At 56.7% G+C, this 11,853-nt stretch carries 9 protein-coding genes and 1 tRNA gene; 6 read left to right on the forward strand and 4 right to left on the reverse strand.

Features of this window, described 5'->3' with window-relative positions; genetic code table 11:
* Positions 1 to 38: 38 nt before the first annotated feature.
* The 6 genes from AGR7B_RS01940 to AGR7B_RS01965 all read left to right on the forward strand — a co-directional run bounded on the left by AGR7B_RS01940 (position 39) and on the right by AGR7B_RS01965 (position 8,207).
* Positions 39 to 3,062, forward strand: coding sequence for a type I restriction endonuclease subunit R (locus AGR7B_RS01940; protein ID WP_121490397.1), 3,024 nt, complete (start codon positions 39 to 41; stop codon positions 3,060 to 3,062).
* Positions 3,052 to 4,329 carry a restriction endonuclease subunit S gene (locus AGR7B_RS01945; RefSeq protein WP_080855897.1) on the forward strand — a complete coding sequence of 426 codons (1,278 nt, stop codon included), beginning with the start codon at positions 3,052 to 3,054 and terminating at the stop codon, positions 4,327 to 4,329. Before AGR7B_RS01940 ends, AGR7B_RS01945 begins: the two co-directional genes overlap by 11 nt.
* Positions 4,326 to 5,555 carry an AAA family ATPase gene (locus AGR7B_RS01950; RefSeq protein ID WP_080855898.1) on the forward strand — a complete coding sequence of 410 codons (1,230 nt, stop codon included), beginning with the start codon at positions 4,326 to 4,328 and terminating at the stop codon, positions 5,553 to 5,555. The genes AGR7B_RS01945 and AGR7B_RS01950 overlap by 4 nt, the downstream gene beginning before the upstream one ends.
* The gene (locus tag AGR7B_RS01955; RefSeq protein ID WP_080855899.1) at positions 5,552 to 7,195 is read left to right on the forward strand and encodes a type I restriction-modification system subunit M; all 1,644 of its coding nucleotides are present in this window, start codon (positions 5,552 to 5,554) and stop codon (positions 7,193 to 7,195) included. The genes AGR7B_RS01950 and AGR7B_RS01955 overlap by 4 nt, the downstream gene beginning before the upstream one ends.
* 113 nt (positions 7,196 to 7,308) lie before the next feature.
* Positions 7,309 to 7,398: transfer RNA gene (locus AGR7B_RS01960), tRNA-OTHER, on the forward strand.
* Positions 7,359 to 8,207 (forward strand): hypothetical protein, encoded by an 849-nt coding sequence (locus AGR7B_RS01965; RefSeq protein WP_162934016.1) that lies wholly within the window; start codon positions 7,359 to 7,361, stop codon positions 8,205 to 8,207. The genes AGR7B_RS01960 and AGR7B_RS01965 overlap by 40 nt, the downstream gene beginning before the upstream one ends.
* Before the next feature lie 123 nt (positions 8,208 to 8,330).
* Here the strand turns inward: AGR7B_RS01965 and AGR7B_RS01970 are convergent, their stop codons facing one another.
* The 4 genes from AGR7B_RS01970 to tnpA all read right to left on the reverse strand — a co-directional run bounded on the left by AGR7B_RS01970 (position 8,331) and on the right by tnpA (position 11,541).
* Positions 8,331 to 8,882, reverse strand: a complete 552-nt coding sequence (locus AGR7B_RS01970; RefSeq protein ID WP_080855901.1) for a recombinase family protein — start codon at positions 8,880 to 8,882, stop codon at positions 8,331 to 8,333.
* A gap of 206 nt (positions 8,883 to 9,088) precedes the next feature.
* Positions 9,089 to 10,744, reverse strand: coding sequence for an IS66-like element IS66 family transposase (locus AGR7B_RS01975; RefSeq protein ID WP_080855902.1), 1,656 nt, complete (start codon positions 10,742 to 10,744; stop codon positions 9,089 to 9,091).
* Positions 10,745 to 10,789: 45 nt separating this feature from the next.
* Positions 10,790 to 11,155: an IS66 family insertion sequence element accessory protein TnpB gene (gene tnpB / locus AGR7B_RS01980; protein ID WP_425352577.1), complete on the reverse strand. Its 366-nt coding sequence runs from the start codon at positions 11,153 to 11,155 to the stop codon at positions 10,790 to 10,792.
* Complete coding sequence (tnpA, locus tag AGR7B_RS01985) at positions 11,134 to 11,541, reverse strand: IS66-like element accessory protein TnpA (RefSeq protein ID WP_080855904.1); 408 nt, start codon at positions 11,539 to 11,541, stop codon at positions 11,134 to 11,136. Before tnpA ends, tnpB begins: the two co-directional genes overlap by 22 nt.
* Between the last annotated feature and the right edge of the window lie 312 nt (positions 11,542 to 11,853).

Consider the following 11,853-nt stretch of genomic DNA (forward strand, 5'->3'; position numbering starts at 1 on the left):
TGCACACATGCTTAGGCCGTTGCGGAGTGACATGCATTATGAATAGACTCGAGAATGAGTTAGAAGCGTCACTTCTCACCAAACTCCGAGACCTCAAATACGAACATCGTCCGGACATCCGGGACCGCGTGACGTTGGAACGGAACTTTCGTGAGAAGTTCGAGTCGCTCAATCGAGTCCGCCTGACCGATGCGGAATTCTCGCGCCTCATGGATGAGATTGTCACGCCGGACGTCTTCACTGCGGCCCGCACACTTCGGGAACGAAACAGCTTTATCCGTGATGACGGCACGCCGCTCAATTACACGCTCGTCAACATCAAGGACTGGTGCAAGAATTCCTTTGAAGTGGTCAACCAGCTACGCATCAACACGGACAACAGCCATCATCGGTACGATGTCATTCTCCTGATCAACGGGGTGCCAGTCGTTCAGATCGAACTGAAGACTCTCGGCATAAGCCCACGTCGCGCTATGGAGCAGATCGTCGACTACAAAAACGACCCCGGGAACGGCTATACCAAGACAATCCTGTGTTTTCTGCAGCTCTTCATTGTCAGCAACCGCGATCGGACATTCTATTTCGCTAACAACAACGCACGACATTTCGCGTTCAACGCCGAGGAGCGGTTTCTCCCTGTTTACGAATTCGCCGATGTCGACAACAAAAAGATCGTCCATCTCGATAGCTTCGCCGAGACCTTCCTTGTCAAATGTACGCTCGGCCAGACCATAAGCCGCTATATGGTTCTGGTGGCAAGTGAGCAGAAGCTCCTGATGATGCGGCCTTACCAAGTCTACGCCGTAAAGGCGATTGTCGACTCCATCGCACAAGATTGCGGCAATGGCTATGTCTGGCACACCACCGGCAGCGGCAAGACGCTGACTTCCTTCAAGGCGTCAACGCTCTTGAAGGACAGTCCGGACATCGACAAGTGCCTCTTTGTTGTAGACCGAAAAGACCTGGATCGGCAGACACGCGAAGAGTTCAACAAGTTTCAGGAAGGCTGTGTAGAGGAAAACACTAACACCGCATCCCTTGTCCGCCGCCTGCTCTCGGACGACTATGCCGACAAGGTGATCGTCTGCACCATCCAGAAGCTCGGACTGGCACTTGATGAAAACAGCAAGCGCAACAAACAGCAGAAGAAAGACGGCAAGAAGAGCTTCAAGGAACAGCTGGAACCCCTGCGCGACAAGCGCATCGCCTTTATCTTCGACGAATGCCACCGGTCGCAGTTCGGCGAGAACCACAAGGCCATCAAGGATTTCTTCCCGCGCGCCCAGCTCTTCGGCTTCACCGGGACGCCCATCTTCGATCGGAACGCCGCTCAGCAGAAGATCGAAGACACCCAAGCGAGCATGAGGACGACGGAAGACCTCTTCCAGCAGCGTCTTCACACCTACACGATCACCCACGCCATCGAGGACGGCAACGTCCTTCGGTTCCACGTCGATTACTTCAAGCCGCAGGGCAAGACCCTGCCGAAGCCGGGGGAACCGCTGGCCAAGCGGGCGGTCATCGAGGCGATCTTTGCGAAACACGACGCGGCCACGGGTCAGCGCCGGTTCAACGCCCTGCTCGCCACATCGTCGATAAATGACGCCATTGAGTATCACACCCTCTTCAAGACGATGCAGGCCGAGAAGCTGGTCGCCGATCCCAGCTTCCAGCCGTTGAACATCGCCTGCGTTTTCTCCCCGCCTGCCGAAGGCGATCCTGATGTAAGGCAGATTCAGGAAGACCTGCCGCAGGAAAAGGAAGACAACGCGGTGGAGCCGGAGAAAAAGAAGGAGGCCCTGAAAGCTATCCTTGCGGACTACAACGCTCACTATGGCACCAACCATAAGATCGGCGAGTTCGACCTCTATTATCAGGACCTGCAGAAGCGCATAAAAGACCAACAGTGGCCCGAAGCCGATCTGCGGAAAGCGTATCCGAATGTGCCGCATCACAAGATCGACATCACCATTGTTGTCGACATGCTGCTCACGGGCTTTGACTCCAAGTTCCTTAACACCCTCTACGTCGATAAAAATCTGAAGCACCACGGCCTGATCCAGGCCTTCTCGCGCACCAACCGCGTGCTGAACGCCACCAAGCCCTATGGCAATATCCTCGACTTCCGCCAGCAGCAGGGCGCGGTCGATGCCGCCATCGCCCTGTTTTCGGGCGAAGCCGCTGCCGAAAAGGCCCGCGAGATTTGGCTGGTGGACAAGGCCCCCGTGGTCATCCAGAAACTGGAAACCGCGGTCCAGAAGCTCGATACCTTCATGAAGTCGCAGGGTCTCGCTTGCGCGCCCGAAGCTGTGCCAAACCTGAAGGGCGACGCGGCCCGCGCAGCCTTCATCGAGCATTTCAAGGAGGTCCAGCGCCTCAAGACCCAGCTTGACCAGTACACCGACCTGACCGACGAAAACCGCAGTACCATCGAACAGGTCCTGCCGCGCGACAACCTTCTGGGCTTTCGCGGCGCCTATCTGGAAACCGCGCAGCGGCTTCGGGCCCAGCAGGCCAAGGGGGCGGACAAGCCGACGCCCGAGGCCGACCAGCTGGATTTCGAGTTCGTCCTATTCGCCTCGGCCGTCATCGATTATGACTACATCATGGGCCTGATCGCCCGCTATTCCGAGGCGACACCCGGCAAGCAGAAGATGAGCCGCGAGGAGCTGATCGGCCTGATCCAGTCCGACGCCAAGTTCATGGACGAGCGTGAGGATATCGCTGCCTATATCGCCACGCTCAAGGCGGGAGAGGGCTTAAGCGAAAAGGCCATCCGCGATGGCTACAGCCGCTTTAAGGCGGAGAAGAACGCGGCGGAACTTGCAGGCATCGCGGGCAAACATGGGCTGGCCACCGAGGCGCTGGAAGGCTTTGTCGACACCATTCTGCAACGCATGATCTTTGACGGCGAGGCGCTGACCGACCTGATGGAACCCCTTGGCCTGAACTGGAAGGCGCGACGGGTGAAGGAGTTGGACCTGATGGCCGACCTGATACCGCTGCTGCTGCGGCGCGCCGGTGGGCGCGAAATCTCGGGGCTGAGCGCTTATGAGCAGTAAGGTGAAATCGTCTGCCGCGACGGGCGGTGTTTCCGCTTTGGTGCCGACGCTGCGCTTTCCGGAGTTTCAGGGTTCTCCGGCATGGGAGCCGGTGAGCCTGCGAAGAGCGTCGGTTCCGGTTGCTGAACGCGTCGGCGAAAGGAAGCTTACCCCAGTCAGTATTTCGGCTGGTATTGGATTTGTGCCCCAGGCCGAGAAGTTCGGGCGCGATATCTCGGGAAACCAGTATCAGCTTTACACGCTGGTTCGAGATGGCGACTTTGTCTTCAACAAAGGCAATTCGCTGAAGTTTCCTCAAGGGTGCATCTATCTTTTGCAAGGCTGGGGTCAAGTGGCTGCGCCTAACGTATTCATCGCCTTCCGTCTCAAGGACGGCTATTTGAACGGTTTCTTTCGGAACTGCTTTGAGCAGAACCAGCACGGAAAGCAGCTCAAGAAGCACATCACCAGCGGTGCGCGCAGCAACGGCTTGCTGAACATCAGCAAAGAGACGTTCTTCAACGTCGAAATTCCAGCACCGAGCCTACCTGAACAGCGAAAGATCGCCGACTGTCTGGACTCGGTGGACGCGTTGATTGCTGCGCAGGGGCGGAAGGTGGAGGCGCTGAGGGCCCACAAGAAGGGCCTGATGCAGCAGCTTTTCCCCCAGGAAGGCGAATCCCAACCCCGCCTCCGCTTCCCCGAGTTTCGGGATGCGGGGGATTGGGTGAAAGCCAAGCTTGGCAACCACGTAGCAATCGGGAGTGGAGGCAGTCCATCGAATTTCACGCTTTCATCCGCAGGCAAATACGCCTTTGTGAAAGTGGAGGACCTAAACAACTGCACCAAGTATCAGATCACAGGAAGGGAGTTCTGCAACGATTCAGCTGGCACAATTCCGACGAATTCAATCGTCTTTCCTAAGCGCGGAGCCGCTATTGAACTCAACAAAATCAGAATCACTGCAGCAGAGATTCTGATTGACACTAATTTAATGGCGCTAACTCCAAAGAATGGGCTTGCAACAGAGTTTCTATATTATAGCATTGCCAATGTCGGACTTTCTCACATTGCCGACACTTCGACCATTCCGCAGATCAATAATAAGCACATTATTCCATTCGACTTTCTCTTGCCGACTCGTCCTGAACAGCAACGCATCGCCGACAGCCTCTCCTCACTCGACGACCTCATCGCCGCTGAGATCCAAAAGCTCGACAGGCTCATGACCCACAAGAAGGGACTGATGCAACAGCTTTTCCCTCAGCTCGGGGAGGCTGACGCATGAGCACCTACAAGAATCTGAAAAGCCTGGTAGCCCGGCTTCGTGACGATCTGAATAATCCCACAGGACCAGCCTCTCTGCTATTGATCTACGCTTACAACCGCACCGGTAAAACCCGCTTGTCGATGGAGTTCAAGGACGCGGGGAAACGCAAGAACAAGAGGAACCCGACCGGAACGCCCGACACGCTTTATTTCAACGCCTTCACCGAGGATCTGTTTGTCTGGGAAAATGACCTTGAAGGCGACAGCGTGCGCCGCCTTCAATTGAACGAGAAGTCGTCCTTCTTCAATGCGATGACGGAACTCGCGCTGGACGAGACGATTGCCCGCTATCTCTCCCGCTACGCCGATTTCGAATTCGACTTCACCTACAAGGAAGTTCAGCAGGGCAAGGATACAGTCTCCAAGCCCGATTTCGTTAGCTTTCGAAAGGGCGATCAGACCAACATCAAGGTGTCACGGGGCGAACAGAACATCTTCATCTGGTGCATCTTCATGGCCATCTGCGAACGGATGCTGGATGGGCATGAATCCTATCAGGGGAAGAAGTACCTTTATATCGACGACCCGATCTCATCACTGGATGACAACAACGCGATTTCGGTGGCCTGCGACCTGGCCAAACTCCTCCGCCGGGCCGCCACGCGTAAGAATGCCACCGGTGCGTCCGCCCCGATCAAGGTGATCTTCTCTTCCCACCATGCGTTGTTCTTCAACGTCATGTGCAACGAAGTCGGCAGAAAGATTGATGACGCGCCTTCTGTCGACCATCGGCGCTATTTCCTTCACCGCCCAAATGGCGATGGTGCCTACACGCTGCAAGCGACCGAGGATACGCCCTTCTTTCACCATGTGGCGACGCTCGCCGAATTGCAGCGTGCCGCTGATCCAAAGAAGGGGAGGCTCTATACCTTCCACTTCAACGCGCTGCGCAGTGTCATGGAGAAGACGGCATCTTTCTTCGGACACCCGAGCATAATCTTCTGCCTGAAGGCGCTGGACAACGACGATGATAGAGCGCTGTTCAATCGCGCCCTGAACCTTTTGAGCCACGGCGCCTATGCCATCCACGAGCCCACGGAGATGGGCGAGGACAATAAAGAACTTTTCCGCCGCATCCTGCGCGAATTCATCACGCGGTTTGAATTCGCTTTACCAGGAATGGTTCCGGTCCAGGCCACAGCACCGGCGCCTGCGCCCGCCCCCGAGGAAGTACCTGCACAATGAACGAGCAAACTCAAAAGCAACTGGGCAAGACGCTCTGGAACATCGCCGATACGCTTCGCGGGGCGATGAACGCGGACGACTTCCGCGATTACATGCTGTCTTTCCTGTTCTTGCGCTACCTCTCGGACAATTACGAGATGGCCGCCAGGAAGGAGCTTGGGCGCGACTACCCAGATCCCAAAGCGATCGGCAATGGCGGGCGCTCGCCCCTATCTGTTTGGTACGCGCAGAACCCCGATGATGTTGAGGCTTTTGAAAAGCAGATGCGCCTCAAGGCGCATTACGTCATCAAGCCGGAACATCTCTGGATCAGCATCGCCTATATGGCGCGCACCCAGAACGACGACCTGCTGAATACGCTGCAGGCGGGCTTCAAATATATCGAGAACGAGTCCTTCCAGAGCACCTTCAATGGTCTTTTCTCCGAGATCAATCTCGGCTCGGATAAGCTCGGACGGACCTATGCGGACCGCAATGCCAAGCTGTGTGCCATCATCGCGGAGATCGCCAAAGGGCTCGCGGACTTCTCCTCCGATGTCGATGCGCTGGGCGACGCCTATGAATATCTGATCGGCCAATTCGCAGCCGGGTCCGGCAAGAAAGCGGGCGAATTTTATACGCCGCAGCAGGTGTCTGGCATTCTCTCCGGGATCGTAACGCTCGACAGCCAGGAACCGGCCACCGGCAAGAAGGATCGGCTGACCAGCGTTCTGGACTTTGCTTGCGGCTCCGGCTCGCTATTGCTTAACGTGCGCAAGCGCATGGGGCCGCATGGCATTGGCAAGATTTACGGGCAGGAAAAGAACATCACCACTTACAACCTCGCCCGCATGAACATGCTGCTGCACGGCGTTAAAGACACGGAATTCGAAATCTACCACGGCGACACGCTGGCCAATGACTGGGATATCCTGCGCGAGTTGAATCCCGCCAAGAAGCCCTCCTTCGATGCGATCGTGGCCAACCCACCCTTCAGTCTCCGCTGGGAGCCGACTGAGGCGATGGGCGACGATGTGCGGTTTAAGAACTACGGGCTGGCGCCCAAGTCTGCCGCCGACTTCGCCTTCCTGCTGCACGGTTTCCACTACCTGAAGGATGAGGGCGTGATGGCCATCATCCTCCCTCACGGAGTGCTGTTCCGAGGAGGAGCGGAAGAGCGCATCCGTACCAAACTTTTGAAGGATGGTCACATCGACACGGTGATCGGCCTGCCTGCGAACCTGTTCTACTCGACGGGCATCCCGGTCTGCATCCTTGTGCTGAAGAAGTGCAAGAAGCCGGATGACGTGCTCTTCATCAACGCGGCGGAACATTTTTCGAAGGGCAAGCGTCAGAATCAATTGGGAGATGGCAAGAATGGGACGCCGGATCACATCGGCAAAATTGTCTCTACCTACCAGTTCCGAAAGGAAGAGGACCGCTATTCCAAGCGAGTCAGCATGGAACGCATTGCTGAGGAAGGCTACAATCTCAACATCTCGCGCTACATCAGCTCCACTATCGGCGAGGAAGAGATTGAATTGGCGGCCACACAGAGGGAGTTGGTCGAGATTGAGAAGCAGGTCCGTGCGGCAACACTGAAGCACAACGCGTTTCTACAGGAACTTGGGCTGCCCCTTTTACCCCTAGCCGATAAGTGATTTGAGCGCTTAAATTATGGGCGCTGTCGCAACGCAAGATCTGAGCTTGATTGGCTGTGGGAGAAGAAAGTTACATGTCTTGCAAGGAGCATGCACGGATGGTAACTAAGATTGCCGCCGTGGTGTAATGGTAGCACACCCGTCTAGAATGGGGTTTTCCAAGTTGAAAGCGGGAAGTACAGGTTCGAATCCAGGCGGCGGCGCCGCCAAACTACCGGTGTCAGCCGCTCTTACTCATTTGCTCGACGATATCGGAAAAGCATCCTTTTACCTCAACACTATAGTGGTCGGCCTTGATGCGGTAGAGCGCGGCCATGAGAAACCTGAGGCTCTGGATATAAAGTGGGAGCCCACCGATCCTATATCCGCTGCGCGCATGGCCAGACATTTTGCTGTCGAAGCGTTTATGGTTCGCGCGTCGGAGGCACTCTCAGCCTTCATTAAAGCGTATTCTGCGTTGCCTCGGTTTGCCCCCATAACTGGTAAGTGGACTAAAGACACCGGCCTGGCGGAAAAGGTAGATGATATTGCATCTGCATTGCTTGGCGGCAAAAACTATCTCGTCGCCGGCGCCGTCGTTCTCGTGCACTGGCGCAACCGCATCGTCCATAATGGAAGCTTCTCGCTTCAACCGAAGCATACCGCAACTCTCACCCTTGATGCTCAGAAAATCCACGACGCATACCGAAACTTGGACATTGCAATGCTTTTGGACCATGCTCGGGTAGGCCGGCCCACTCTGAAGGATGTATCGTGCCTAATCGCGATGACCATCAATCTCGCAAGAAGAATGGATGAGCTCGTGTACACGTCATTTGGCAAAGACGATGTAGTCGCATGGATCTTCCATTTCGGGCTTGAACCAGCAATCAAAAAAGTTATTCGGGAAACTTCCCGCGAACGCGTCGCTGACTCTATACGGCGAGTTCTCAAGTCTAATGCACCTAGACTTGAAACGGATTTTTCTCGGTTTTGCGAACCTGATGGAAGCGACCTTATCAAGGAGATGTAAGTCTATTGTAGATTTACCGGCATTTTAACGACAGATATAAAGTTCGATATGCCGCGGTAATAAGCTGCGAAGGATGAGCCTTCTGTCTAATGCTGCCAACAGATGACTGCACCGGCGAAATCGTCAAGATCTCGACGCGGCAAGCACACGATAGACTTGCATGCGAGAGCACCCAACTGCCTTGGATATTGCCGAGGCACCCATTCCTCCAGCATCAAGCTGTTTGATAAGCCCGTGATCCAAGCGAATCTTACCGCCTTTGTAAGCCTGGCAGGCTTTAGCTCGCTCGATGCCTTCTCGTTGTCGTTCTTTGATAAAGCGCCTCTCCATCTGAGCTACCATGCCGAGAACCGTAAGGATAATGTGTCCCATCTCGCCACGCGTCGAAACGTGCGGGTCCAGAACGGTTAGAAACGCGCCTCGCTGCTGGCACTCGTGGGCAATATTGAGCACGTCGCGCGTATCTCGGCCCAGGCGGTCAAGCCGGGTGACGACCAGCTCATCTCCTTCGCGCAGGAATTCGATCACTGTAGCAAGTTCGGTACGACCTTCGCGGCTGCCACCCGAAACCTTTTCTGATCGGACAATCTCGCAACCTTCTGACCGCAGTCGATCGAGCTGAACCTTCAAATCCTGGTCGGTGGTGCTGACGCGCGCGTAACCAATTCGAGCCATACATGTAACCTCAAGCTTTAGGCCCTAGGCTACCTCGTCACAAATAGGTGCCGTCAACCCGGAAGTTACATCGTTGACGACGCGAGCGATGCGTCACTTGGGGGTATACCCCAGTGCAACAGGTTGGCGTTATCCATGGTCGCCTGTCTTACGACAGCTTTGCGCCGATACTGTTGAAAGAGTAAGCCTCCGGTGAAGGCCACAGGTCAGGCAGCTTGAGCGTTGACGGTCGGCGGCGTCCAATTCCACGGAAGCAACTGCTCCAGCCTGGTAATCGGCGTGTCGGCGATGCGGGCAAGAACGTCGGCCAGCCACGCCTGCGGATCGATGTCGTTGAGCTTTGCCGTCATGATCAACGTGGCCATGAAGGCTGCACGATCCGCGCCGCGGTCTGATCCGGCGAAGAGCCAGGACTTCCTACCGAGTGCGAAGCCTCGCAGGGCTCGCTCCGCGGCGTTGTTCGTGAGGCAAATCCGGCCATCCTCCAGGAATGACGTGAAGCCATCCCAACGCTTGAGCATGTAATCGATCGCCTCGGCGACCGGAGAACTGCGCGACAGTTTTGCACGCTCGGTTTGAAGCCAGGCCTGCAGATTGTCGACGAGCGGCAGGCTTTCCTTGCGGCGACGTTCCAGGCGTTGATCGGCCGTAAGCCCGTTGATCTCCCGCTCGATATCGAACAGGCCGTCGATCCGTTTGACGGCTTCGAGCGCCATAGGCGAGATCGGCGCGGCGTTCTTTCCACGCTTGGCGTTCGCATTAATGTCTGCGAGCACGAAGAACTTGCGACGCGCGTGTGCCCAACAAAACGCCTGTCTTAGCGGATTTGGATCGCGATCACCCTTGAACAGCGGATTGTAGCCGCCATAGGCGTCCGCCTGCAGAATACCGGTGAAGGTCTTCAGGTGGCGTTCCGGATGCTCCTGCCGTCGATCGCGCGAGGCATAGTAAAGGGCTGCCGGCGGTGAGAGGCCTCCGAACGGCCGATCATCCCGGACATAGGTCCAAATGCGGCCCGTATCTGTCTTTCCCTTGGCCAGGATTGGCACGGTCGTGTCGTCGCCGTGCAGACGTTCGGCGGCAAGGACATGCGCTTCGATCAGAGAATGAAGTGGCTTCAACGCCGCGGCGCAAGCTCCGACCTGATCTGCAAGCGTCGATAAACTAAGGTCGACGCCCTCGCGAGCATAGCGTTCGCTTTGACGATTGAGCGGCTGGTGCTGGGCAAACTTCTCGAACAGGATCATCGCCAGCAGGTTTGGCCCGGCAAAGCCGCGTGGCGTTACATGGAAGGGTGCTGGTGGCTGCGTGATCTTCTCGCACTCGCGACAGGTAAACTTCTCCCGCACCGTCTGGATGACCTTCCACTGGCGCGGGATGACCTCCAGTGTCTCGGTGATGTCCTCGCCAAGCTTCGACAATTTGGCCGATCCGCAGCAGGCGCAATTGGCGGGAGCGGCGATGACGATGCGCTCGCGTGGCAGATGTTCGGGAAAGGGCTTGCGTGACGGACGCCTGCGCTCGAAGGCTTTGACGGTTGAAGCTTTGGCTGCGATCTCCGCCACCAGTTCATCTTCACCGGCGTCCGTTTCCAACTCCTCGAGCTGCAGTTCCAACTGCTCCAGGAGCCGCGCCTTGCGCTCGGACCGGCTGCCGTAGAGTTCACGGCGAACCTTGTCGATCTCCAGCTTCAGCCGTGCGATCAGCGCCTCGGAATGCGATACGAGTGCCTTTGCACTGGCGGCTTCTGCCTTGGCGGTTGCCGCTTCTGCTTCGGCTGCAACACGTCGAGCGCGTTCCTGGGCCAGCAATGCGAGGGCACTGGCAAGGTCGTCCGGAAGCTCTTCGGTCGCGTCGCTCATGACAGGATGGAATCATATTTGACCCCATCATTCCAGTGTTTTTGCTCATCCGACCGACGTCGGCCGCCAGGTCTTTTGCGGCATACGCCAGTCGATGCCCTCCAGCAGATAACCGAGCTGCGCAGGCGTGATCACCACCGTGCCATCGGCCGCTGACGGCCAGATGAAGCGTCCTCGCTCAAGCTTCTTCGTGAACAGGCAAGCTCCCTGGCCGTCATGCCAGATCACCTTGATCAGGCCACCGCCGCGGCCGCGGAATACGAACAAGTGCCCACACATCGGGTCACGCTTCAGCGCCTCCTGCACCATCAACGACAGACCGGGGAAGCCCTTGCGCATGTCCGTATAGCCCGTGGCCAGCCAGACCTTCACACCACTCGGAACCGGGATCATCGCAGACCCAATACGCAATCGAGAATCCGGCCAAGCGCGTCCGTGTCGATGTCGCTTTCCACGCGGACGCGTCGGCCCCGACCTAGTTCGATTGTTACATCGCTGCGCTTCCGACGAGGATGGAATTTGGTGGGTGGTTCCGGCTGAGCGGGGGAGACTGTCGAAGCGGCCTCGGACACGATCACCGGCACCAAAGCCGCAGTGTCAGATCTTGGCTCCTCGATCCGACAAAGCTCTTTGCGCCAACGGAACAACTGGCTGACATGGATCCCGGCCGCGCGGGCAATCTCCGAGATGACCGCGTCTGGCTCAAAGCACGCAGCGACGAGCCGCTCTTTATCTTCGCGTGACCAGCGCCGACGGCGCTCTACGGAGGTGATCACCTCAATTGCATGCTTCGTCATATGACTACTCCTAGTGTTACCACTAGGACTGGCAGTCAGAAGGCCGTCATCGCAAGACGGCCTTCACCGTGGGCTTACTTGAAAGACGCGTACCCGTCAATTGCAATAAGCTGCGGCTCGACCGCGATTGCGCGGGCACCGCGAAAGTTCAGGAGTTAAGTTTCCACAATTCTGCACCGATGAAATCCCTTTTTAGCCAGGGATAATTAGGCAAGCGCGACAGGGCGTCTAATGATGTTTTTCGACAATATCTGCCAGAGCGGACACAAGTTGCGTGTCTCCGGGTTCTTTATGGGGCCCGTGACCGGCCTG

Source organism: Agrobacterium deltaense RV3 (assembly GCF_900013505.1).
Taxonomy (GTDB): domain Bacteria; phylum Pseudomonadota; class Alphaproteobacteria; order Rhizobiales; family Rhizobiaceae; genus Agrobacterium; species Agrobacterium leguminum.